Origin of the sequence: Pseudomonas sp. WC2, assembly GCF_050586545.1 — a bacterium.
Lineage (GTDB): Bacteria > Pseudomonadota > Gammaproteobacteria > Pseudomonadales > Pseudomonadaceae > Aquipseudomonas.
Genome location: NZ_JBOBDR010000003.1, coordinates 37,306 through 61,357, shown reverse-complemented (window position 1 = coordinate 61,357; position 24,052 = coordinate 37,306). Strand labels below are relative to the sequence as shown.

The 24,052-nt window shown below is 61.4% G+C and carries 15 protein-coding genes; 2 read left to right on the top strand and 13 right to left on the bottom strand.

Annotated elements, in window-relative coordinates; translation table 11 throughout:
* The first annotated feature begins 86 nt into the window (after nucleotides 1-86).
* Together treS and glgB are read left to right on the top strand one after the other, a co-directional pair.
* Nucleotides 87-3,428, top strand: a complete 3,342-nt coding sequence (gene treS, locus ACQ4OE_RS04165) for a maltose alpha-D-glucosyltransferase (RefSeq protein ID WP_430945802.1) — start codon at nucleotides 87-89, stop codon at nucleotides 3,426-3,428.
* Nucleotides 3,429-3,430: 2 nt separating this feature from the next.
* On the top strand, nucleotides 3,431-5,662 hold the full coding sequence (gene glgB, locus ACQ4OE_RS04160) for a 1,4-alpha-glucan branching protein GlgB (RefSeq protein ID WP_430945801.1): 2,232 nt from the start codon (nucleotides 3,431-3,433) through the stop codon (nucleotides 5,660-5,662).
* Nucleotides 5,663-5,766: 104 nt separating this feature from the next.
* Here the strand turns inward: glgB and ACQ4OE_RS04155 are convergent, their stop codons facing one another.
* From ACQ4OE_RS04155 to treZ, 13 genes are all read right to left on the bottom strand, one after another.
* On the bottom strand, nucleotides 5,767-6,834 hold the full coding sequence (locus ACQ4OE_RS04155; RefSeq protein WP_430945800.1) for an autotransporter domain-containing protein: 1,068 nt from the start codon (nucleotides 6,832-6,834) through the stop codon (nucleotides 5,767-5,769).
* A gap of 322 nt (nucleotides 6,835-7,156) precedes the next feature.
* Entirely contained in the window at nucleotides 7,157-9,667 is a 2,511-nt protein-coding gene (locus ACQ4OE_RS04150) for an autotransporter outer membrane beta-barrel domain-containing protein (protein WP_430945799.1), read from the bottom strand.
* 194 nt (nucleotides 9,668-9,861) lie between these two features.
* Nucleotides 9,862-10,644, bottom strand: a complete 783-nt coding sequence (locus tag ACQ4OE_RS04145) for an endonuclease/exonuclease/phosphatase family protein (RefSeq protein WP_430945798.1) — start codon at nucleotides 10,642-10,644, stop codon at nucleotides 9,862-9,864.
* Between the two features lie 90 nt (nucleotides 10,645-10,734).
* Entirely contained in the window at nucleotides 10,735-11,493 is a 759-nt protein-coding gene (locus ACQ4OE_RS04140; protein WP_430945797.1) for a PIG-L deacetylase family protein, read from the bottom strand.
* 151 nt (nucleotides 11,494-11,644) lie between these two features.
* Nucleotides 11,645-12,331 carry a glycosyltransferase gene (locus ACQ4OE_RS04135; protein ID WP_430945796.1) on the bottom strand — a complete coding sequence of 229 codons (687 nt, stop codon included), beginning with the start codon at nucleotides 12,329-12,331 and terminating at the stop codon, nucleotides 11,645-11,647.
* Nucleotides 12,328-12,927, bottom strand: a complete 600-nt coding sequence (locus ACQ4OE_RS04130) for an SAM-dependent methyltransferase (RefSeq protein WP_430945795.1) — start codon at nucleotides 12,925-12,927, stop codon at nucleotides 12,328-12,330. Before ACQ4OE_RS04130 ends, ACQ4OE_RS04135 begins: the two co-directional genes overlap by 4 nt.
* Nucleotides 12,924-13,682: a PIG-L deacetylase family protein gene (locus ACQ4OE_RS04125; RefSeq protein WP_430945794.1), complete on the bottom strand. Its 759-nt coding sequence runs from the start codon at nucleotides 13,680-13,682 to the stop codon at nucleotides 12,924-12,926. The genes ACQ4OE_RS04130 and ACQ4OE_RS04125 overlap by 4 nt, the downstream gene beginning before the upstream one ends.
* Nucleotides 13,679-14,677 carry an acyl-CoA dehydrogenase gene (locus ACQ4OE_RS04120; protein ID WP_430945793.1) on the bottom strand — a complete coding sequence of 333 codons (999 nt, stop codon included), beginning with the start codon at nucleotides 14,675-14,677 and terminating at the stop codon, nucleotides 13,679-13,681. Before ACQ4OE_RS04120 ends, ACQ4OE_RS04125 begins: the two co-directional genes overlap by 4 nt.
* A gap of 1 nt (nucleotide 14,678) precedes the next feature.
* Nucleotides 14,679-16,838 carry a glycogen debranching protein GlgX gene (gene glgX, locus ACQ4OE_RS04115; protein WP_430945792.1) on the bottom strand — a complete coding sequence of 720 codons (2,160 nt, stop codon included), beginning with the start codon at nucleotides 16,836-16,838 and terminating at the stop codon, nucleotides 14,679-14,681.
* A gap of 225 nt (nucleotides 16,839-17,063) precedes the next feature.
* Nucleotides 17,064-17,378: a DUF2934 domain-containing protein gene (locus ACQ4OE_RS04110; protein ID WP_430945791.1), complete on the bottom strand. Its 315-nt coding sequence runs from the start codon at nucleotides 17,376-17,378 to the stop codon at nucleotides 17,064-17,066.
* 27 nt (nucleotides 17,379-17,405) lie between these two features.
* Nucleotides 17,406-20,174: a malto-oligosyltrehalose synthase gene (locus tag ACQ4OE_RS04105; RefSeq protein WP_430945790.1), complete on the bottom strand. Its 2,769-nt coding sequence runs from the start codon at nucleotides 20,172-20,174 to the stop codon at nucleotides 17,406-17,408.
* Nucleotides 20,171-22,249, bottom strand: a complete 2,079-nt coding sequence (malQ, locus tag ACQ4OE_RS04100) for a 4-alpha-glucanotransferase (RefSeq protein ID WP_430945789.1) — start codon at nucleotides 22,247-22,249, stop codon at nucleotides 20,171-20,173. The genes ACQ4OE_RS04105 and malQ overlap by 4 nt, the downstream gene beginning before the upstream one ends.
* Nucleotides 22,246-24,048, bottom strand: coding sequence for a malto-oligosyltrehalose trehalohydrolase (gene treZ / locus ACQ4OE_RS04095; RefSeq protein WP_430945788.1), 1,803 nt, complete (start codon nucleotides 24,046-24,048; stop codon nucleotides 22,246-22,248). The genes malQ and treZ overlap by 4 nt, the downstream gene beginning before the upstream one ends.
* Nucleotides 24,049-24,052: the final 4 nt, after the last annotated feature.

Sequence of the window (24,052 nt, the reverse complement as noted above, 5' to 3'; positions counted from 1 at the left end):
GAGCAGGCTCGCTCCCACAGGTAGCTCATCGTTTCCGAGCCAAGTGATCGGCTCACGGTTTATCCAGAATTCAACAGGAGTTTCACATGGCGAAGAAACCCAAGGCAGCCACCTTTATCAAAGACCCGCTCTGGTACAAGGATGCGGTGATCTATCAAGTTCACGTCAAATCGTTTTTCGATTCCAACAACGACGGGATCGGCGACTTTTCCGGCCTGATCGCTAAACTCGATTACATCGCCGACCTCGGCGTCAACACCATCTGGCTGTTGCCGTTTTACCCGTCGCCTCGTCGCGACGACGGTTACGACATCGCCGAATACCGTGGTGTACACAGTGATTACGGAACGATGGCCGACGCCAAGCGTTTCATCGCCGAGGCGCACAAACGCGGTTTGCGCGTCATCACCGAATTGGTCATCAACCACACCTCGGACCAACATCCGTGGTTCCAACGTGCGCGCAAGGCCAAACCCGGCTCAGCGGCGCGAGACTTCTATGTGTGGTCGGATGACGATCAGAAATACGACGGCACGCGCATCATTTTCCTCGACACGGAAAAATCCAACTGGACCTGGGACCCTGTCGCCGGCCAGTACTTCTGGCACCGTTTCTATTCGCACCAACCCGACCTGAATTTCGACAACCCGCAAGTGATGAAAGCCGTGCTCTCGGTGATGCGTTACTGGCTGGACATGGGTATCGACGGTTTGCGTCTGGACGCCATTCCGTATTTGATCGAGCGCGACGGCACCAACAACGAAAACCTGCCCGAGACCCACGACGTCCTCAAGCAGATCCGCGCCGAGATCGACGCCAATTATCCCGACCGCATGCTGCTCGCCGAGGCCAACCAGTGGCCGGAAGACACTCAGCTGTATTTCGGCGACACCGACGCAGCGGGCCTCAACGGTGACGAATGCCACATGGCGTTCCACTTCCCGCTGATGCCGCGCATGTACATGGCGCTGGCTCAGGAAGATCGCTTCCCGATCACCGATATTCTCCGTCAGACCCCGGAAATTCCCGCCAACTGCCAGTGGGCGATCTTCCTGCGCAACCACGATGAACTGACCCTGGAAATGGTCACCGACAAAGAACGTGACTACCTGTGGAATTACTACGCCGCAGACCGCCGCGCGCGGATCAACCTCGGCATTCGTCGGCGTTTGGCGCCGTTGATGGAACGCGATCGTCGCCGTATCGAACTGCTTAATAGCCTGCTGCTGTCGATGCCCGGCACGCCGACTTTGTATTACGGCGACGAGATCGGCATGGGCGACAACATTTACCTCGGCGACCGCGACGGCGTGCGTACGCCGATGCAGTGGTCGATCGACCGCAACGGCGGCTTCTCCCGCGCCGATCCGGCGAGTCTGGTGCTGCCGCCGATCATGGACCCGCAGTACGGCTATTTGTCAGTCAACGTCGAAACCCAGTCCGGAGATCCGCATTCGCTGCTCAACTGGACGCGACGCTTGCTCGCTGTGCGCAAACAGTCGAAAGCGTTCGGTCGTGGCACTTTGAAGATGCTGTCGCCGAACAACCGTCGCGTGCTGGCCTACACCCGCGAATTCACCGATGCCGACGGCAAACACGAAATCATTCTCTGTGTGGCCAACGTCTCGCGCAGTGCGCAAGCGGTGGAGCTGGATCTGTCGGCTTACGTCGGCATGGTGCCGGTGGAGATGCTCGGCGGTAACGCGTTCCCACCGATCGGCCAGTTGAATTTCCTCCTGACCCTGGCGCCGTACGGTTTCTACTGGTTTGCACTGGCCACCGAAAACCAGATGCCGAGCTGGCACGTCGAACCGGCGCAGAGCCTGCCGGACTTCACCACGCTGGTGCTGAAAAAACGCATGGAAGAGCTGCTCGAAGCGCCGTCGCGCACGACGCTGGAGCAGAACATCCTGCCGAGCTGGCTGCAAAATCGCCGCTGGTTTGCCGGCAAAGACGCGGCCATCGACAAGGTGCATCTTGCCTACGGCGTGCGTTTCGGCGACGCCGAGCATCCGGTGCTGCTGAGCGAAATCGAGGTCACCAGCAATGGCCAGACCAGTCGCTATCAACTGCCGTTCGGCTTCATTTCCGAAGATCAGGTCGGCCCGGCATTGCCGCAGCAATTGGCCTTGTCGCGTGTACGAAGAGTGCGTCAGGTCGGTTTGATCACCGATGCCTTCAGCCTCGAAGCATTTGTGCGTGCGGTGCTGCAAGGCATGCAGAACAACACGGTGCTGGAATCCACTGAAGGTGAAATCCGTTTCGCACCGACCGCACAGCTGGAGAAACTCGGCCTCGGCGCGGAGTCGGAAGTGCGTTATCTATCCGCCGAGCAATCGAACAGTTCGGTGGTGATCGGCAACAGCCTGGTGCTTAAGCTGATACGCAAAGTCGCTTCTGGCGTACACCCGGAACTGGAGATGAGCGCTTACCTGACCGAGGCCGGATTTGCCAATATCTCTCCGCTGCTCGGCTCAGTGATTCGCCGCGATGCCAAGGGCGAAGACAACCTGCTGATGATCGCCCAAGGTTATCTGAGCAATCAGGGCGACGCGTGGGAATGGACGCAGAACAACCTCGAACGGGCGCTGCGCGACGAACTCGCCGAAGCCATGTCCGAGCAGGAACAGCATTACAACGCGCTGGGTGAGTTGAAGGACTTTGCCAGCATGCTCGGTCAGCGCTTGGGTGAGATGCACCAAGTGTTGGCCGCGCAGACCGACAATGGCGATTTCGCCCCGCAAGTGTCGACGGCCAAGGATATGCAAGCGACGGCCAAGGATGTCGCCGCGCAGGTTGAACATGCGCTGAAACTGCTCAAGCAGCATCAGGGCGAGCTGAATGCCGCGGATCAGAAACTGGTCAAACGCCTGATCGACGAGAAAAAAACCATCCTCGCTCACGTGCAGGATCTGGCGAAAAAAGCCACGGGCGGCTTGCGTATCCGCGTCCACGGCGACTTGCATTTGGGTCAGGTGCTGGTGATCAAGGGCGATGCTTATCTGATCGACTTCGAGGGCGAACCAGCGCGGCCATTGAGTGAACGCCGTGGCAAGCACAGCCCGTACAAAGACGTCAGCGGCGTGTTGCGCTCGTTCGATTACGCGGCGGCGATGACCATCAACGTGCACAACGTCGATCACAGCGTTGAGTCCGAAGCGGCGCGTCAGCGCGTGGCGGATCGGTATCTGCGTCAAGCCCGTGAGGCATTTGTTCAGGCATATCGCCGTGCGGCAGCTAGTCTTGATCATGCTTGGCAAGATCCTGAAGGGGCCGACGCTGCGCTGGCATTGTTCGGTCTGGAGAAGGCGGCCTATGAAGTGGCCTATGAAGCCGAAAATCGCCCCACGTGGCTGCCCGTGCCGTTGCACGGTTTGTATGGGTTATTGACGGGGCTTAAACCCTTTTCCGATCTTGGTGGAGAGTAGTCATGAGTTTCTCGAACAAGGAACAGGGTCAGGTCAAAGAAGCATTGCTGCCCTCGGCACAAGATATCGATGCCTTGGTCCGTGCTGAACATCACGACCCTTTTTCCATTCTCGGCCCGCATGGCGATGGCGCTGGCGGGCAGTTCGTTCGCGCTTATCTGCCCGGTGCATTGAGCGTTGTGGTGCTGGATAAGGACAGCGGCGAAGAACGCGGCCCGCTGGAGCAAACCGAAACGCCGGGGTTGTTTGTCGGCCATTTCGATCAGGCGCGACCGTACCAGTTGCGCACGCGCTGGGCCGGTGGCGAGCAGGTCGCGGAAGATCCGTACAGCTTCGGCCAGTTACTCGGTGAAATGGATTTGTATCTGTTCGCCGAGGGCAATCACCGCGACCTCAGTGCGTGCCTGGGCGCACAGCTGAAAACTGTGGACGGTGTCGACGGCGTACGGTTTGCCGTGTGGGCGCCGAATGCCCGACGGGTCTCGGTGGTGGGTGATTTCAACGTCTGGGACGGCCGCCGCCATCCCATGCGCCTGCGCCATCCGTCCGGGGTCTGGGAGTTGTTTATCCCACGCCTGAAAGCGGGCGAGCTGTACAAATACGAAATCCTCGGCGCCCACGGAATCCTGCCGCTCAAGGCTGACCCGATGGCGCTGGCCACCAGCCTGCCGCCGGACACTGCTTCGAAAGTCGCAGAGCCGCTGCAGGTCGACTGGCAGGATCACGACTGGATGAACAGTCGCCGCGACCGCCAGAAGCATTCGGCGCCACTGTCGATCTACGAACTGCACGCCGGTTCGTGGCAATGCGAGCTGGATGATCTCGGTGAAGTGGCGCGCCAGTACACCTGGCCGGAATTGGCTGAGCGGCTGATTCCATACGTCAAGGAGCTGGGCTTCACCCACATCGAACTGATGCCGATCATGGAGCACCCGTTTGGCGGTTCCTGGGGTTATCAGTTGCTCTCGCAATTCGCGCCGAGCGCACGTTACGGCACACCGGCGCAGTTCGCCGAATTCGTCGACGCCTGCCACCGCGCCGAGATCGGCGTGATTCTCGACTGGGTGCCGGCGCATTTCCCCACCGATGCTCACGGCATGGCGCAGTTCGACGGCACCGCGCTGTACGAATACGGCAACCCGCTGGAAGGCTTCCACCAGGATTGGGACACGCTGATCTACAACCTCGGGCGTACCGAAGTGCATGGCTACATGCTCGCGTCCGGGCTGCACTGGTTGAAGCATTTCCACATCGATGGCTTGCGCGTGGATGCGGTGGCGTCGATGTTGTACCGCGACTATTCGCGCAAGGCCGGCGAATGGGTGCCGAACCGTCACGGTGGGCGCGAGAATCTCGAAGCCATCGATTTTCTCCGCCATTTGAACGACGTGGTCGAGCTGGAGGCACCGGGCGCACTGGTAATCGCCGAGGAATCCACGGCGTGGCCGGGCGTCAGTCAGAGCACTCAGCAGGGCGGTCTCGGCTTTGCCTATAAGTGGAACATGGGCTGGATGCACGATTCGCTGCACTACATCCAGCAGGATCCGGTCTATCGCGCGCACCATCACAACGAGCTGAGTTTCGGTCTGGTCTACGCCTGGTCCGAGCGCTTTATCCTGCCGATCTCCCACGACGAAGTGGTGCACGGCAAGCATTCGTTGATCGACAAGATGCCCGGTGATCGCTGGCAGAAGTTCGCCAATCTGCGCGCTTACCTGAGTTTCATGTGGACGCACCCGGGCAAGAAACTGTTGTTCATGGGCTGCGAGTTCGGTCAGTGGCGCGAGTGGAATCACGATCAACAGCTCGATTGGTATCTGCTGCAATATTCCGAGCACAAAGGCGTGCAGAAACTGATTGGCGACCTCAATCGGTTGTATCGCGAAGAGCCGGCGCTGCACGACCAGGACGACGTACCGCAGGGTTTCCAGTGGCTGATTGGCGACGATGCAATCAACAGCGTTTACGCGTGGTTGCGCTGGAGCAAGGACGGTAAACCGGTGCTGGTGGTGGCCAACTTCACTCCGGTGCCGCGTCAGGCCTATCGGGTTGGGGTGCCGTTCGCCGGGCGCTGGACCGAGTTGCTCAACAGCGATGCCGACACCTATGCCGGTTCCAATTACGGCAATGGCGGCGGGGCGTTTACCGAGGAAGTGCCAAGCCATGGCCAGTCACTGTCGCTGGAACTGAATCTGCCGCCGTTGGCGGTGTTGATCCTGAAACCTGAGGGTTGATCCGGGACCGAGTCGCCTGCCATCGCTAGCAGGGCTACCTACCACATTGGTTTGTGTCGTTCACAAAACCCCTGTGGGAGCTAGCCCTGCTAGCGATGGGGCCCTCACCAACGCATCCGCACACCCAGACTGCCAATGATCCCGTTCAGATCATTGTCATCGACATCACTGCTGTAATCCGCACTGACATACAGACTCACCGCCGGCGTCACCCGCGCGACCAAGCCCAATCCCAATTCCACGGTCGATGATTTACGGCTGCTGCTGATCTTGTCGACCTGATCGAGGGTCACTGTGTTGCCGGTGTACACCGTGTGCCAGAGGTTGGTGCGCACGTACGGTTCGACCGGCAGGCCGTTCAAGTCGTAACTGCCTTTCAAGCGTGCGCCGACGCGGCCGCTCCAAGCGCTCAGATCCGTTGATGAGGCATTGCCGGAACCGGCGTAAGGCGTGTCGAGGGTGATGCGTTGATTGATCAATTGCGCCTGCGGTTCGACCACCCAGTTTTCGCTCAACCCAATCGGATAACCCCCCTCCACCGAGAACGTCATCGCACTGCCTTCGGTGGCTTGTCGCGCGCCTTGTTCGTTGCGACTGAACCCGCTGACGCGACCACCACTGGCCGTCAGGTCAACGTGCCAGCCCTGTGCACCTTTAAGGCTGTAATAGGCGCCGAGGCTTTGCCCCTGCAGATTAAGGGTGTCGGTGGTCGGGTCGTCGAAGGCGCGGCGGGTGATCAAGCCATTGCCGTTGGCCTGGATCTGGTTGAGGCCGCCGACCAGGCCGATGGTCTGGGTATGCCCGCCGCTTTGCAGGGTCAGCACGGCCGGGCCTTTGAACTCGCCGCTGCCGGGTGTCGCAAACCCCGAGGTCAACACATCGGTTTGTGCCTGCCGGGCAGGGCGACCGTAGAGCTGGTCCCAGGCGTTCGGTGCGAGGTCTTCAGTGATCAGGTTTGCGCCACGCAGGTCCGGCCGTGGGCTGAAGCGTTGCTGGTCTGGGGTGATGACGGTGGCGGGCAAGGTCATCACCGGTACGTCCGCGCGATACCACGGCAGGGTTTCATCCGCCGCAGGACCGGCCTGCGCCTCCATGGATGAGCACAGCAAGATCGAAGTCGAGACTGTGCAGAAGGTGATTTTGATCTCGTGTGGGGTCACTGAAATTCTCATGGAGGTCTACCTTGCAGGCGCATGCATTCTCTCTGTTTGGCGCCTCTCCTACCCCGAATGAGGGGCGACCGAATGGAGCGGGGCGAACCGTGGCCGCTCGATTTCGCGAGTGTCCGAAGTCTCGCCCCGGGTAGTGATTCCGGGGGTAGTAAGGTAGAGATAAGAAGAGCGCGAAGCGTCCGTCAAGAAATTGAACGATGAGCGGTAGTGGAAAATCGCAATTTGCAAGCGTTTGTTTTTCTGCACATAACTAAGTGATTGTTTGTAGGGTGAATCGCTATGTATGCCCCGTATTAGAGCCGTTTTATGTCCGACGAAAGGTCTACCAGCTGATACGCACGCCGAGATTGCCGACCACGCCACGCATCTCATTGCTGTCAATATTGCGGCTGTAATCGGTACTGGCGTACACGCTGACGGCGCGGTCGAGGGTGACCACTACGCCGAGACCGATGTCGGCAGTCGATGATTTTTGCTCAGTGCTGATGACGTCGCTGTCGCCGAATGTCACCGAATCGCGACCGGAAAAGGTGTGCCACAGGTTGGCGCGCAGATAGGGTTCCACCGGTAAGCCACTGACTTGATAGCGACCCTTGAGGCGCGCACCGAGGCGACCGGTCCAGGCGCCGTCGGATTCGAAGGAGACCCGTGAGACGCCGTCGTCCTGGCTGTCGAGGGAGATCTTCTGGTGGATGACTTGTGCTTGGGGCTCGACCACCCAGGTGTCGTTGATCGGCAGGGGGTAACCGGCCTCGGCGGAAACCGTCAGGGCATGCCCGCGGTTGTCCAGTTTGAGCCCGCGATCCGAGCGATTATCGCCATCGAAGCGGGTGCCCATGACGACCGTATCGACGTACCAGCCGTAGGGATCGGTCAACGTCCAGTACAAGCCGTAGCTGTCGCCTTCGAGTTTGATCTTGCCGGCGCTGTTGTCCTCGAATCCTTCGTTGAAACCGTCGACGTCGCCCCGCAAACGGCTATGGCCGACGAAGAAACCGAGGCGTTGCGTCTGCCCGCCCGAGGTCAGGGAACTGTACAGGTCATTGCCGACCTGGAAGCCGTTGAGCGAACCGTCCAGGCGCGGCGTGACCGTGCCGGCCCAGGTCTGATCGAAATTTTTCCCGTAGACACGACCCCAGCCCGCGCCGAACGCGCCGGTTTCATTGAGCAGACGCTGATCGCCCTGACGGTCATGAAAGGTGCCCAGTGCGCTGAGCGTCAGTTGTGCGGTGGCGGATGGCAGCACCGACCAGGTCGGCACTTCCGGTCGGTACAAGGGAATCGGCTCGGCCCCGGCGACCGCTGCCGGCAGCACTGGTAATGGCGGGCTGCCCGCAGGGGCGATGGCCGCGACCGGGGCGGCGACCACCGGCACCAGAATCGGCGGCAAGCTCGGATCGGGGTTGGGTACGCTCACGACTTGCGGTGCAACGATCGCGGAACGCAGATACCAACTGTTTTCCGTGCCCGCCGTGACGCCACCCTTGAACAGGTAGTAATCATAGGCCCCGGCGGAAACCGGGCCGTTGAGGGTGAACGCGTTATCGGTGCTGACCGTGCTGCCCTGGGCCTGCACCAGTTGAATGCCGTTGACTTGCGTCAGGCCGCCCAGTCCGCCGAGATTGCTGACGCTGATCACTGTGGCGCCGCTGAGACTGCCGTTGTTGACCACCAGTTTGTCGCTCGGCGAGTCATCGGCACCGACCACGCTTTGCAGCAACAACTGGCCGTTGTTGCCGACGTAATTGCCTTGCACGGTCAGCGTATCGTCGGTGCGGTTGTTATTGCGCGTCAGGTCGACAATCCCCGCGTTGTTGAAGGTCACGGCTTGCCCGGCGAGTGCGGGCAACACCGAGCCCTGCGTCGAAAACACGCTACTGCTGGCATCGACATTCAGCACACCGCTGCCCGTGACGGCATCACCCAAGACCAGATTGCTCGAACCGAGATCCAGTTGTGTGCCGTTGCTCAGGTTCACTGTTTCCCAGTTAACGAAGCGTGCGGGAAGGGCCGTGCGGACATTGTCGAAGGTCAGAGTGTCGCTGCCGACACCGCCGTCGATGCGTGGCGTAAGCGTGAGAACGCTGTCATCGAGGTTGCGCAGGGTGGCGCTGTCATTGCCGACGTCCATCAGAATCGCTGAACGGATGATGCCACCCCCGTCCCAGAGCAAACGGTCATCGCCGACACTGGCGCGGATCTCGCCGACGATTTCGCCGCCAGTCACGGTGATGCTGTCATTGCCGCCGCTGACGCTGATGTTGCCGCCAATCCGCCCGCCGGAGACGATGATCGTGTCGGTGCCGAATCCCGTTACCAGATTGCCAATGATCTGCCCGCCGGACAGGTCAAAAATATTGTTGTCGAGTTTCATGTCGACGCGGCCGATGCTGCCGCCGGTCATCCGCGCGACATCACCGTCCTCGAACGCGCCGACAATGGTGCCGCCGGTCATCAGGAATGTATCGCGGCTGTCGCCTTGGGCGAGGGAGCCGATCAAGCCGCCGCTCATGACGAAATCGTCGACACCATTGCCCTGATTGACGGCCCCGGTGATCACCCCGGAGTTCATCTCGACCCGATCGGTGCCGGCGCCAAAGGTCACGTTGCCGTTGATCTGGCCGCTGCCATTGGCGGGGAAGGTCAGGCTGTTGTTGCCGGAAAGGTCAATCAGTGAGCCACTGCTGCCGCTGTCGCAGGTGAACGCGTCGTTACCCGGACCGGCAACGAGATTGCAGGCGGCGGAGGCAGGTGGGCTGCTGAGTAAAAGAAGGGAGGCAGGTAAAAAAACAACGTGCGGCAGCAGCCGCCGACATTTGGCGTAGCGCGTCATGGCAATTCCCTACAACAAAATTCGGGGAATTCATCCTTGTGCAGGCCATGAGACGGACATCGACCGGAGCTGATGCCTTACCTCAGAATCATGGCCTAACGGATTGAATGCGCTACTCCTTGAGCTGATTTAGGTGTAGTTGCTTTTGCCCATGGTTCAAGCAAACCTGACCAACGGTGTTGTCAAAACCGCGATCAGAGATGCACTTCCACCGCCAGCGGCAAGTGATCCGACAGATGCGTCCAGGGCTTGTTGCCGAGAATCCGCGGGTCATGGCTGCTGGCGTTGCGCAGGTAGATGCGGTCTAGGCGCAGCAGGGGAAACCGTGCCGGATAGGTCTTGGCCGGACGGCCGTGATGACGCTCGAAGGCTTCGTGCAGATAGTCGCGACGGGCGAGGGCGGCGTTGCCTTGCAGCTGCCAGTCGTTGAAGTCACCGGCGATGATCACCGGCGCGTCCTCCGGTAACGATTCGAGCAACTGACACAACAGTTGCAGCTGCAATTGGCGGTGACTTTCCAGCAGGCTTAAGTGCACGCAAATGGCATGCACTTCCGCATGCCCAGGCACGTCGAGAATGCAGTGCAGCAGACCACGGCGTTCAGGGCCGGTGATCGACACATCGAGGTTGCGGAATTCACGAATCGGGTATTTCGACAGCAGCGCGTTTCCGTGATGGCCATCGGGATACACCGCGTTGCGCCCGTAGGCAAAATCGCTCCACATGCTGTCGGCGAGAAATTCGTACTGCGAGGTCTGCGGCCATTCGTTGTAGCGGCTGGAATGGCGCTCGTGTTCGCCCACCACTTCCTGCAAGAACACCAGATCGGCCGAGGTGCTGCGTACCGCCTCGCGCAGTTCCGGCAGGATGAAACGCCGGTTCAGCGCGGTGAAGCCCTTGTGGGTGTTGACCGTCAACACGCGCAAGCGATGAATGACGGGCGCGTCGACGGGATGACGCTTGGGATCGCTGGACACGTTCACTCCTCTGAATCCTGACTGCTTATTCATGCGACTGATGCGAGGTGGCGACAGTTCCTTCCATGATCGCGCAGGGTTTGAGGAGCTTCACACGAACACAATCTCATACGGCAACCGCATCCGCTCCAGCAGCACCGGCGGCAACATCGGTGCAATGCCGATCGCCGGCTCACCCTTGAGCTGGCTGGCGTAGGCGTGGGTGGCGTGGCTTTTGCGCGCGACAGTCCAGCTGTCGAGGCGCAGTTTGCGCGCGCGATCCCAAGGGATCAGATGCTGCTCGCGCTCCGGCCAGTGCCAGGCCCAGACCGGCACATCATGAAAGGTCGCACCAACCCGTTCAGCCGCGAGCGCGCTGGCGTGGCCGACGGCTTGGTGGTCATCGTTGCCGTCGCCGCGCCAAGTGCTGAACACCACGTCACCCGGGCGCAGGTAACGGCTGATGAACTCGGTGACTTGCGCTTCCTGCTCAGTCAGCGCGTTGTCGGTAAAGCCGCCGCGCACCCATTTCAGGCTGTGCATCGGCAAACCGAGGCGACGCAGGGCTTCGACGCTTTCCTGCGGGCGGAACACGCTCAGGCGTTTTTCCGACCATTCTCGCGAACCGGGGTGGCTGGCGCTGCCGTCGGTGATGGAGAGTAATTGCAGGGGATGACCGAGGCTGGCGAGCAACTGCAGCAAGCCGCCGCAGGTTACTACTTCATCGCCGGGATGCGGCGCAACGACCACCGCGCGCGCGCCTTCAGGTACCAGACTGCGGGTGTTGATGACGGGAATGTGGTCGAGTTGTGCCGCGCTGTTCCAGATTTGCGCAGGCAGGCTGCTGTCGCTGAGGGATAACGATTTCATGGCGGTGACGTCCTTGTTGTGGCTGGCCCTCAGTCATGGGCCGGAACGGCTGTCCACGACCCGTGAAGGCGGGTGATAGCAATGTGTACGGCGCTCCAACCCTTGGATTACCGCGCAGCAGAGTATTGCTCAAGACACGGGATTCGTCGCCTCACAGATCAATCTGATCCGTGTTTTTTTGTTCCAGCTGCGCCATGTTTCGCAAAAAGTCACCGAAGCCACCCGGCGCACGGCTGTCGAGACGGGCGCTGGTGTGCACTTGTGGCCGATGGCTCCACGCGATGTTGGCGCCACACGCCTCCAGTTGCCGCACCAAATGCACGTCTTCGTGGCAGGTCAGCGGTTTAAAGCCGCCGGCCCAGCGATAGGCTTCAGCGCTGATGCCCAAATTGGCGCCGTGGATATGCCGATGGCCATCACGCGCCTGATAGTGGCTGTGATAGCGGATCTGCGCGGCTTCATCGAAGGATTCATGCCAGCGCTCGACGGTCACGGTGCCGCACACCGCGTCAGCACCAAGGCCCAGTTGCGCCACCAGCCAGTCGTCAGCCACGCGGCTGTCGGCGTCGGAGCAGGAGATCCAGCGCGCGCCGCGCTCCAGCAGCACCTGCGCCCCGGCCGCGCGGGCCTGGCCGACATTGCGCGCAGCAATCTCAAGGCTCAGGACCGGAAAGCCCGCAACGATCTGCGCTGAGCGATCGGTGCAGCTGTCGAGCACCACCAGCACTTCGACCGGCTCACCGGCGAGCGATCCGTGCCGGGCGGCCCGCAGCGCCGCGCTCAAACATTCTTCGAGGTGTTCTTCTTCGTTGTGTGCCGGAATCAGAATGCCGATCATCGCAAACCCTCCAGCGCCGCCACCGAACGCGGCTCGCGGCTCCACACTTCAAGGATGAAATCCGCTTCCTGATGCAGCACCAGCCGCGGCAGCCCCAAGTGCTCATGGATCAGGTCGTGAACCTGTCGAGCATTCAGCGGGCAGTCGTCGATGGGCGGGCGCCAGTGGCAGGCGAGCAATTGACCGTCGGCGGTCAGGCTGTCACTGGCTCGACGGATCATGTCTGTCAGATCTTCGCCATCGAGGTAGTAGCCGATCTCGCTAAATACAATCAGGTCGAATTTTTCCGCCGGCCAGTCCCCCGGCAGGCGACTTTGGCGCACTTCGGCGTGGTCGAAATGGCTGAGGCGGATCTGCGCCAGATTCACCGCCGCCGCTGCAGTATCGCAACACAACAAGCGATCGCAGCGACTGGCCAGTTCGGCGCTCAACTCACCGTTGGCGCAGCCGGCTTCGAAGATCGCTTGGTAGTGCGGACGCGGCAGCGCGGCGACAGTGATTGCCCGTTTGCGCTGCTCGTACCAGCGCTGACGGAACGCCCAAGGGTCGTCGTTGCCGGCGAACAGGCCATCGAAATAACGGTCCTCGACACTCATAGAAACACCACCTCGAAGGGCTGCAGCAGGCGATCGATCACGTAGGGCGCGAGCACTGGCGCGAGTCCGGCGTCCGGGTCGCCTTCCAACTGACTGGCGAAGGCGTGCACCGCATGGCGTTTGCGCGCGATCTGCGCAGGTGACAGCAGAATTTTCCGCGCCCGCTGCCATGGCACCACCGCGTCTTCCGGCGTCGCCCAGTGCCAGGTCCACACCGGCAGTTCGTGGCAGATCGCGCCGACACGTTGCGCGGCGTCGGCACTGGCGCGGCCCACGGCTTCGTGATCGCTGTGACCGTCCTCGCGCCAAGTGGTGAAGACCACGTCGCCGGGGCGCAAATGGCTTTCGATGAACGCGCTCAGCTCCTTTTCCTGCGCTGCGACACGGGTGTCGGTAAAACCGCCGCGCAGCCATTTCAGGCTGTGCATCGGCAGACCGAGACGGCGCAGGGCTTCGGCGGATTCTTGCGGTCTTACGATGCTCAGGCGCTCGACCGGCCAGCGTGCGGAACCGGGATGACTGGCGCTGCCGTCGGTGACCGAGATCAGTTGCAAGGGGCGCCCGGCTGCTGCGAGCAACTGCTGCAAGCCGCCGCAGCCGAGGATTTCATCGTCCGGGTGCGGCGCAATGATCACCGCCCGCGCATCTGCCGGTACCAGACTGAGGATGTCGATGCTTTGCAGTTGCGCCAGTTGCTGCGAGCCCTGCCATTGTTGCAGCGAGGTGCCTTGGCCGACGATCGGATTGGCCTTCATAGCGACCAGACCTCTTCAGGTTGGCTGGCCACGCTCTGGCCGAGGGCGGCGAGGTCGCGTTCGGCATGGCTTTGCCGCAGGAATACCGGCAGATCGGCGATCAGTCGGGCGAACTGCCGATCCTTGCAGAACGGACCGGCGCCGAGTGCACGACCGACTTCACGCATGACCTGTTCGGCAGACTGTTCGACCACCGCGCGGGCGCGCCGGGCGAGTAATTGCGCATCGGCGTCGGGCCGCGCATCAATGTGCAACGCACTGCAGCGCAACACATCAGCCGCCGCTTGCAGCGCCGTATCGACCGCGCCGAGATGGGCGAGGGCGTGGGGTTCTTCGCGTTGCTCGCACTGTTTACGCAAGCGTTCGGCGATCTGCTGCGCGGCGCCGTACCAGCACGCCGCGATGCCGATCCCGCCTTGCCAGAAACCGGGTCGTTGCAAGTAATCGCCGGGATTGCCGATGGCCTGGGCTTCGGCGTTATCGAACAGCACTTCAACGCTGCCGGTGGCGGCCATGCCGACGGCTTGCCAGCCTTCACCGGTGACCGTCACGCCGGATTGATCGAGGGCCACCGCGACCAATTGCTGCTGATCGTCGGCGTCCCATGCGGTGAGCAATGCGTGGCTCAACACGGCTGCACCGGAGCACCACGCTTTGCGTCCATTCAAGTTGACCATGTGCCCGTTGGGCGTGACGGTCACCCGCGCCTGCGGCGGTTCGGCTGCCCACATGCCCCACGTGCTGCCGGGCGTTGGCGCGCCACCCAGTTGCTCGATGATCGCCAACGCGTCGGTGTGACCTTCGTACAGTTTGCACAAACCCAGATCGTGCCCGCCGACTTCAGCGAGCCGCTGGAAACGTTCCAGCGTGTGACCGCTGCCCGGTAACGGCAAGCGATCCAGCCCGGCCTCGACCAGCGCCCGCAGACAACTGCCGAGGGCGGCAGTGTCGGCGTAGTCCGGTGCTCGGCGGGCGAGATAACAGTGCAGATCCATATCAGTCTTCTTCATCACGTTGCAGTTCGAACAGCAGCAACGAGCGTCCGGTGACCGAGTATTCGTGACCGAATTCGAAGCGTTCCTGGCCGCGAATAGAAGGCTGATTGGTGTCGATCATGCAGGTCCAGAAACCGCCGTCAGGCACTTCCGGCAAGGTGAAGTTGACGATGTCGTGATGAGCGTTGACCACCAGCAGCAACGTCGCATCACCACCCTTGCGGCGAATCCCGGTTTCCTGCGCGCGGCCATCGAGCAACATGCCGAGGCAGCGATTGTGCGCGTCATGCCAGTGCTCGGTGGTCATCTCGGTGGCGTCCGGCGCCAGCCAGGTCACGTCTTTGACGCCGATGTCTTCGTTGTACTCGCCGACCAGGAAACGTCCGCGACGCAGGATCGGGTACGCCAGACGCAACTTGATCAGACGTTTGACGAATTTCAGCAGCGCCTTGCCGTCTTCGCTCAGATCCCAATTGACCCAGCCGATCTCGCTGTCCTGGCAATAAGCGTTGTTGTTGCCGTCCTGAGTACGGGCGAATTCATCGCCGGCAACGATCATCGGCGTGCCCTGAGAGAGCAGCAGGGTGGCGAAGAAATTGCGCATCTGCCGATGGCGCAGCGCATTGATTTCAGGATCGTCGGTCGGGCCTTCGACGCCGTGGTTCCACGACAGGTTGTTGTTGCTGCCGTCCTGATTGTTCTCGTCGTTGGCTTCGTTGTGCTTGTCGTTGTACGACACCAGATCGTTGAGGGTGAAGCCGTCGTGGGCGGTGATGAAGTTCACCGACGCGTACGGCCGACGCCCGCGCTGATTGAACATCTCGCCGGAAGCAGTCATGCGGCTGGCGAAGTCGGCGACCTGGGCGTCGTCACCTTTCCAGAATGCGCGCACGGTGTCGCGGAATTTGTCGTTCCACTCAACCCAGCCCGGCGGGAAGTTGCCGACCTGATAACCACCGGGGCCGCAGTCCCATGGCTCGGCGATCATTTTCACCTGACGCAGCACTGGGTCCTGACGGCAAGCCACGAGGAAGCTGTGACGTTCGTCAAAGCCATCGTGATAACGGCCGAGAATGGTCGCCAGGTCGAAGCGGAAACCGTCGACGTGCATTTCCGTGGCCCAGTAACGCAGAGAGTCGGTGACCATTTGCAGCACACATGGATGGCTCAGGTCGAGGGTGTTGCCGGTGCCGGAATCGTTGATGTAGAAACGCTTGTCATCGGGCATCAAGCGGTAGTACGAGGCGTTATCGATGCCGCGCATCGACAGGGTCGGGCCTTGCTCGTTGCCCTCGGCGGTGTGGTTGTAGACCACGTCGAGGATCACTTCGAGGTTGGCTTCGTGCAGGTGCGCAACCATCTCCTTGAACTCGGCAATCTTGCCGCTGGCCAGATAGCGCGGGTCCGGGGCGAAAAACGCGATGCTGTTGTAGCCCCAGTAATTGGTCATGCCTTTTTGCAGCAGATGCTGGTCGTTGACGAAGGCGTGAATCGGCAACAGCTCGACCGACGAAACGCCGACGCTGCGAATGTGTTTGAGCACATCGTCATTCATCAGACCGGCAAAGGTGCCACGCACGTTTTCCGGCACCGATGGGTGACGCATGCTGATGCCGCGTACATGGGTTTCGTAAATGATGGTTTTGTCCCACGGCACGCTGACACGCTGGTCGTTGCCCCAGGTGTGTGCCGGGTCGATGACCTTGCACTTGGGCACGAACGGCGCGCTGTCGCGTTCATCGAAACTGAGGTCGGCGTCAGGGTGGCCGATGGTGTAGCCGAACAGCGCTTCCGACCATTTCAGTTCGCCAACCAGTTGCTTGGCGTACGGGTCGATGAGCAATTTGTTGTGGTTGAAACGGTGACCATTGGCCGGGTCGTACGGGCCGTAGACGCGGTAGCCGTAGATCAGCCCCGGATGCGCATCGGGCAAGTAGCCGTGGTAAATCTCGTCGGTGTATTCCGGCAGTTCAATGCGTTCGAGTTCGACTTCGCCGGCATCGTCGAAGATGCACAGTTCAACCTTGGTCGCGTTGGCGGAGAACAGCGCAAAATTCACCCCCAGGCCATCCCAGGTCGCACCCAGCGGGAAGGGCAGGCCTTCACGGATTCTCGACGGCTCGGCGTGCGCGGTGGGTTCGGCTTTCTTTGGACGGGTCATGATTGCTCCTGCAAAAATCGGGGTAGTTCGGTTAGTACCTGACCCTGTGGGAGCGAGCCTGCTCGCGAAGGCGTCGACACATCCGATATCTCGGTGAGCTGATCCGGCGCTTTCGCGAGCAGGCTCGCTCCCACAGGGGATTGGTGGGTTTCTTGAGGACGAGTGAGTCCTCGGTGGCGAGCACGCCCGCCACACATTCATTCAGTTCAATAATCCGGTTTAGCGTCAGATCGCCGAAGGCTTTCGCGGCGCCTTGGGCTTTTTCTCGGCGGGTTTTTCACCCGGTGGAATCACTTTCGCAGCGCCGGCCGGTTTGGCTTTGGCCGGCGGTTTTGCTTTGGCGGCCGGTGCTTTGGGCTCGGCTGTCTTGCCAGCGGCTTTGCTGCCGGCGGCTTTGGGTGGCTTCTTCGGCGCCAGGGCTTCCGCTTCCGCCAGCTTGCGCGCCATCTCCCAGTGACGTGCCTCCTGGCCGTCCGGCTGGCCTTCCGATTCCCAGATTTGATAGGCGAATTCGCGAATGCGTTTATCGTCGGTACTCATCGCAATGCTCCTGAACTGAACTCGTGCTTACGTTAAGTGTTGGATAAAGAGATTGACCGGGACATCCCCCAGCGCGTCGCTGATATTCAGCTCCCTGTTTTTTGTGACTGCGGCAGTTGAAAAAAGTCCCTTCAGGTTTGTGTCAGAGGCGGCGAACGGTAGAACAACCCGCGTATCGCCCCAGCGCAGCGCATCCACCTGAGGTACAGCACTGTTTTCCAGCAGCGTGGCGCAACGGATCGGCACGATCACGATGGCCTGTTTCCCCTCGTGTTCGCGGGCAAACGCGAGCACGTTGTGCGCCTGAGTGCCCAGCACCTCCAACGGCTGGTAAGTACCCCGCCGAAACAGCTCGGCGTGTTCGACGCGCAGGTTCAGCACCGCGGCGATCAAGGCTTGCTTGATGCGCCCGTCACGCCACTGCGGCAGCAGGTCTGCGATCGGCAACGGCTGATCCAGCGCTTGCTCGCGGGCGGCGTAATCCACCGGCCGGCGGTTGTCCGGATCGACCAGGCTGAAATCCCAGAACTCGTTGCCCTGATACAGATCCGGCACCCCCGGTACGGTCATGCGCAGCAAGGTTTGCGCCAAACCATTGAGCGCGCCGGCAGCAGCAATGCTGCTGACGGTCTTGCTCAACGCGGCGCGCAGCAGTTCGCCTTCGTCGCCGGTCAGGAGTTTTTCGGTGAACGCTTGCGCGGCGTTTTCATAGGCTTCGTTGGGCGCGCTCCAACTGCTTTGCAGCTTGGCCTCGCGCAGGGCTTTCTGCTGCCACTGCCAGATGCGTTTGGCGTAGTCGGCGAACCCGGCCTGATCGTCATCGCGCAAGTCCAGCGGCCAGCTGCCGATCAAGGCTTGATAGAGGATCAGCTCATCGCCGCTCGACGGCAGTTGATCGTCACTGCGCACCGGGCGGGCGAGGGCGCGCCACAGTTCGATTTGCTCGGCGTACCAATGGCTGCGTTCGCTGAGCACGGCGAGCCGCGCGCGGGTATCTTCGCCACGTTTGTGGTCGTGGGTCGCGGTGGCCAGCAGGTTGTCCGGGAATTCGGCTAAGCGTTGTTGATTGATCTCGTGGAAATCGCTGACCGGCGCGCTGAATTGCTCGGTGTTGTAACCGACGTCATTGCGCGACAGCAGCACCGCCGAACGATAGAGCGCGGTGTCTTCCACGGCTTTGGCGGCGGCAGGCGAGGTCAGTTGCTGAAAGCGTACGCAGGCATGCTTGAGGATCTTGCGTGAACGCCCGCGCGGTTTGCGCCGCCACGGCGTGCCACCGAGCCAGGCGGCGACGCAATCGAGCACCGGCCAGTCGGCTTCGCCCAGAGTTTGCCGGGCACCGTCCATGGCCTGCTGGAAAAAACCCTCGTCCTGCGCCGAACGTCCCATCGCGCTGATGTAAGTGCGGTAGACCGGGAAGTGCACGATCAGCGCCTGCAACACCCGGCGAATAGCACCGAGCGTAAGGTCGCGAGTCATCAGGTCATCGCGGGCCACTTGCAGCAGAGCCTGAGCGACGCTTTCGCAATCGCTGGCCAGTGAACCGTTGAGAATCTGCTGACGCGCCAGTTGCGCTTCTTCGATAAACGCCGCCGGGCGTTCGGTGCGCCGTTGCCACAAGTCGCCGAGGACGTATTCGCCATCGGGATCGTGTTGCAGCAGCGACAACTGGTTCATGAATTCATAACCGGTGGTGCCGTCCACCGACCAATCGCGATGCAGGGTTTCGCCGGCGCCGAGGATCTTTTCGACGTAGATTGGCAAGTGCCGGCCCGGCGCCAGTGAATCCACGCGCCGACGCAATTTGCGGCAGTAGCCACGCGGATCGGCGAGGCCGTCGATGTGGTCGATGCGCAAACCATCGACCAGACCTTCTTCAATCAACTGGAAGATTTTGCCGTGGGTGGCTTCGAATACCGCCGGACGCTCGACGCGCAAACCGCCGAGTTCGTTGATATCGAAGAAGCGCCGCCAGTTGATGTCATCCGCCGCCGTGCGCCAACTGGCGAGGCGATAGCTCTGGCGTTCCAGCAACTGATGCAGCGCGTGGAAGCCTTCTTCAGTGGTCGAGTCGAAATGCCTGAGGTTGCTTTCAATCGCCTCAAGAATCTGCGGATCGCTTGCCTGTTCCCGCAGTTCGGCTTTCAGCGGAATCGCCAGCGCATGCGCGTCGGTTTGATAACTGAGCGTGCTGAACCGGTCGGCGAGGGGCTTTAGCGTTTCTTCATGCTTGAGGATTTCACCGTAGTCATTCGGGCAGATCGGGAAGTGATGATCGTAGTGCTCGACATAGAAGCTGCCGGTGTGCGCATTGAACAGCAGTTTCAGCGTGCCGTCCTGCAACGCGACGCCGTAATCGCTGCCGAGAAACGGCAGCAGCAACTGGCCTTCCATCAGCGGGTCGGGCGAGTGCCACTGAATGTCGAAGAACTCGCCGTAAGGGCTCAGACGTCCCCATTCCAGTAGGTCGAGCCACCACGGGTTGTCGTTGCCGCCGACGGCCATGTGGTTGGAGACGATGTCGAGGATCAGCCCCATGTTGTGTTCGCGCAGGGTGCCGACCAGACGCCGCAGCGCCGCTTCGCCACCCAGTTCCGGGTTGACTTGGGTCGGATCGACCACGTCGTAGCCGTGCATCGAACCCGAACGCGCGGCCAGCAGCGGCGAGGCGTAGATGTGGCTGATGCCCAGTTGGGCGAAGTACGGCACCAGCGGCACCGCTTGTTCGAGGGTGAAACCTTTATGGAATTGCAGGCGCAACGTCGCGCGCAGTGGCTGGATAAGCGTTTGATTCATTGGTCACGCTCGGCAGCCTGAAGCCTTGCACAGGCGAGTAATTCCAAACGGCGCGCCGCATCGGCGTCATCCAGCAGTGCTTCGCTGGTGCCGGGCAAACGCCGCGACCAGTTCGGATGAGTATCGACAGTCCCGGGGAAATTGGCCTGCTCGTTGATGCCCAGCGCGTCTTCCAACGGCAACAGCACCAACGGCGCACGGGTGTGGCCAAGGAAACGCACGGCGGCATCGACCACTTGATCGGCCTCGTGGGATTCCTCGCGGAAGTTCTGCGGGTCCTGACTCAAGGCGCTGCGCAAGCCTTCGCGTTCACGCTGGCGATGGTGGCGCCATTCGATTTCACCGTTGGCGTCGACAAAACCCAGTCGCGCGTTCCAGTCGATGTCACGGCCATGCCACCAGCCGTTGATGGTCGGGAGATCATGGGTGCTGGTGGTCGCCAGCGCGTTATCTGGCCAGTCGAGAATCGGTTTGAAATGGGCGTTGTTCTGTTCGAACAACAGCACGCGCATGCCGAGCATCGAACGGGCGATGAGCTTTTCCTGCAGGCCGTCCGGCACAGTGCCGAGGTCTTCACCGAGGACGATGGCCTGGTGACGATGGGATTCGAGGGTCAGCAAACGCAGCAGGTCATCGACCGGGTAATACAGATAGGCGCCATCGGCAGGCGCCGAGCCGTTGGGAATCACCCACAAACGTTGCAGGCCCATGACGTGGTCAATGCGCAAGCCGCCGGCATGAGCGAAGTTGGCCCGCAGCATGTCGATGAACGCACGGAAGCCGTTGCGGATCAGACCTTCCGGCGAGAACGCGGAAATCCCCCAGCCTTGCCCGGAGCGATTGAGAATGTCCGGCGGCGCACCGACGGTCAGCGAGGCGAGCAGTTCGTCCTGAAAACTCCAGGCCTGACTCCCGGCGCCATCAGCACCGACGGCGAGGTCGGCAATCAGGCCAATGCCCATGCCGGCGCTGCGAGCGGCGGTTTGCGCACGTTCGAGGCAACGGTGGATCAGCCATTGGCAGAAGGCGAAGTAGCCGATGCGATCGGCATATTCTTCGGCGAAGGTTCCGAGGGCGGCACCCCGCGGGTCGCGCCACTCTTCGGGCCATTCGCGCCAGTCGAGGCTTTCGTTGCGGGCGGCACGCATTTCCTGGATGGCTTCGAAGCGGCAGTGGTTTTCCAGTGCGGCGCCACCGGCGTGGCGGAAACTGACGAAATCCGGGTGCAGCGGATGGTCGCCGGCAATGAAACCTTCGTACAGCGCTTGCAGGAGTTTGTGCTTGGCGTCGGCGGCGCTCGGCCAGTCGACCAGTTTCAGGTCTTCCAGTTGTGCGAACTGCTCGGCCAGGCCTGCTGCGTCGATGGCATCACGCAAGGCCCGTTCGCCGAGGATCGCGCCGGGTGCTGCGTACAGCGAATTGAGGAACAAGCGACTGGACGGCGAATAAGGGCTGTAGCGCCCGGTGTCGGCGCTGAACATCGCATGCAACGGGCTGATCGCCAGCGCTTCGGCGCCACGTTCACCGGCGACGCGGGCCAGTTCTTCCAGCGCTTGGGTGTCGCCAAAGCCACCATCGCCAGGCCGGCGCAATGAATACAACTGCACGCTCAGGCCCCACGCGCGCGGGATCGGATTGTCCACGGCATCGCCGACACTGAAGCAGCGCTCCGGCGCCACAGCCAAGGTGAAATACTGATCGCCGATGTGTACCTGCTGGTAGCCGACCGGAATCAACCCCGGCAAGACCGCCTCGCTGTCGAGTTTGAGGTCGAGTCGCGAGCCGTCTTCGAGGTGAACTTCACAGGGAGTTTCCGGGGCGAAATAACGCGCCAGATCGAGGCCGACGCCGACGTCGCTGGTCAGCAGCGGCGGCAGGTGACGGTCTTGTTGCACTGCTTGCAGTTCCAGCAGGCTGGCGTCGATTTCCTGCGCGGTGCTGGCCGGGTGGCCGAGTCCGATGAGGACGTTGCGCAGCACCGCCGGGGCGACTTTCTGCGGGCGGCCGTTGGCGTCGATCCAGTCGACGGCGAGGCCGGCTCGGCTGGCGAGAATTTCCAGTTGCGCATCGCTCATAGGCGCTCTCCATCCAGAGGTTGCAAAGGGGTTGCGGCCGTGAGGCTGACAAGCGCGCAATACGCGGGCAGTTCGCCCGATTCCGATAGATCGGCGGTGGGTGGGTGCTGAAACAACCACACAGCCTCGGTCTGTGGAGGGTTGACCACCGGCGTGTCGCTGAGGTTCAGGTCAATTCGCAGCTCACTGCCATTGCCCAGGCGCCAGCGTGCGCTGACCGCGCCATAACCAAGCATGTGCGCGCCCAGTGCCTGAGTGCCGGAGAGATGGGGAATGATGTATTGGTGGCGGAATTGCAGCAGTTTTTGGTACAGCGCAAGGGTTTCCTGCTGTTTTACGCTGCCATTGCCGATCAGCCTTGGCTGTGAGGCGTGGAAGGTTTTTTCGCCATTCGGATCGGGAATCTGCTCGCGCTTGTGCGGATCGGTGAAGGCACTGAACGCAGCAAATTCATTGCGTCGGCCCTCGCGCACCAGCTCGGCCAGTTCACCGTGGTGACTGGTGAAAAACAGAAACGGCTGCTCGGCGGCGAATTCGTCGCCCATGAACATCAACGGAATCATCGGTGACAGCAGCAACAACACGGTCGCTGCCTGCACGGCGCGCGGATCGGCCAGATGATGTAGGCGTTCGCCAAAGGCGCGGTTGCCGATCTGATCGTGGTTTTGCAGGAACAGCACGAACGCGGTGGACGGCAAGTGCTCGCTGGGCTCGCCGCGCGGTTCGCCGTGGCGGGTGATGTGCCCTTGGAAGACAAAGCCCTGACTCAGGCAGCGCACCAATTGTTCGGTGGGCTGCGCGGCGTAGTCGGCGTAATAGGCGTCGGTTTCGCCAGTGAGCAAGACGTGCAGGGCGTTATGGCCATCGTCATTCCACTGCGCGTCGTAGTCGTACTCGAGCAGACTCGACTGGTTGAGTTCGTTTTCCACGGTCAGCCAGACGTGCCGACTCGGGTCGATCTGCGCGCGGATGCGTTGGGCCATCTCGGTGAGAAAATCCGGATCCTCGATGGCATGCACCGCGTCGAGGCGCAAACCGTCGAAGCGGTATTCGAGCAGCCACATCAGTGCGTTTTCGATGAAGAACTCCCGCACTTCATCGCGGCGGAAATCGATCGCCGCGCCCCATGGCGTGTGTTTGTCCTCGCGGAAAAAGCCCTTGGCGTAGCGATGCAGGTAATTGCCGTCGGGGCCGAAGTGGTTGTAGACCACGTCGAGAATCACCGCCAGGCCGTGGCCGTGGGCGCTGTCGATCAGGTGTTTGAGTTGTTCCGGGGTGCCGTAGGAGGCTTGCGGTGCGTATGGCAAAACGCCGTCGTAGCCCCAATTGCGCTCGCCGGGAAACTGCGCCAATGGCATCAGTTCTATGGCGGTGATACCCAATCCTGCAAGGCGCGCCAGGTGTTGTTCGACTTCAGCGAAGCCGCCGAGCGCACCGACGTGCAATTCGTAGATGACCGCTTCGCTCCACGGGCGACCGTGCCAGGCACTGTGTCGCCATTGATAGGCCAGCGGATCAACCACCACGCTGTGGCGGTTGAGGTCGCCATCCTGGGCTCTGGAGGCCGGGTCCGGCACCTCCAGTTCGCCATCGATGTTGTAGCGGTAACGCATGCCCGCCGGACAGCGGGCCTTGATTACGAACCAGCCGTCTGCCTGGGGCAGCATCGGCAGAGACTGGCCATCGGCAAGTTCGACACTGACGTAAAACGCATCTGGCGCCCACAACGCGAATTGCGTGTGCTCGGCATCCAGCATGATCGCGCCGTGTGGCCAGATTTCAGTAGACCGTAACGGCATTGCT

What these genes read in the sequence shown, in the direction of transcription:
- treS (WP_430945802.1), top strand. Translation starts at nt 87, where the DNA reads ATGGCGAAGAAACCCAAGGCAGCCACCTTTATCAAAGACCCGCTCTGG.
- glgB (WP_430945801.1), top strand. Translation starts at nt 3,431, where the DNA reads ATGAGTTTCTCGAACAAGGAACAGGGTCAGGTCAAAGAAGCATTGCTG.
- ACQ4OE_RS04155 (WP_430945800.1), bottom strand. Translation starts at nt 6,834, where the DNA reads ATGAGAATTTCAGTGACCCCACACGAGATCAAAATCACCTTCTGCACA.
- ACQ4OE_RS04150 (WP_430945799.1), bottom strand. Translation starts at nt 9,667, where the DNA reads ATGACGCGCTACGCCAAATGTCGGCGGCTGCTGCCGCACGTTGTTTTT.
- ACQ4OE_RS04140 (WP_430945797.1), bottom strand. Translation starts at nt 11,493, where the DNA reads ATGAAATCGTTATCCCTCAGCGACAGCAGCCTGCCTGCGCAAATCTGG.
- ACQ4OE_RS04135 (WP_430945796.1), bottom strand. Translation starts at nt 12,331, where the DNA reads ATGATCGGCATTCTGATTCCGGCACACAACGAAGAAGAACACCTCGAA.
- ACQ4OE_RS04130 (WP_430945795.1), bottom strand. Translation starts at nt 12,927, where the DNA reads ATGAGTGTCGAGGACCGTTATTTCGATGGCCTGTTCGCCGGCAACGAC.
- ACQ4OE_RS04125 (WP_430945794.1), bottom strand. Translation starts at nt 13,682, where the DNA reads ATGAAGGCCAATCCGATCGTCGGCCAAGGCACCTCGCTGCAACAATGG.
- ACQ4OE_RS04120 (WP_430945793.1), bottom strand. Translation starts at nt 14,677, where the DNA reads ATGGATCTGCACTGTTATCTCGCCCGCCGAGCACCGGACTACGCCGAC.
- glgX (WP_430945792.1), bottom strand. Translation starts at nt 16,838, where the DNA reads ATGACCCGTCCAAAGAAAGCCGAACCCACCGCGCACGCCGAGCCGTCG.
- ACQ4OE_RS04110 (WP_430945791.1), bottom strand. Translation starts at nt 17,378, where the DNA reads ATGAGTACCGACGATAAACGCATTCGCGAATTCGCCTATCAAATCTGG.
- ACQ4OE_RS04105 (WP_430945790.1), bottom strand. Translation starts at nt 20,174, where the DNA reads ATGAATCAAACGCTTATCCAGCCACTGCGCGCGACGTTGCGCCTGCAA.
- malQ (WP_430945789.1), bottom strand. Translation starts at nt 22,249, where the DNA reads ATGAGCGATGCGCAACTGGAAATTCTCGCCAGCCGAGCCGGCCTCGCC.
- treZ (WP_430945788.1), bottom strand. Translation starts at nt 24,048, where the DNA reads ATGCCGTTACGGTCTACTGAAATCTGGCCACACGGCGCGATCATGCTG.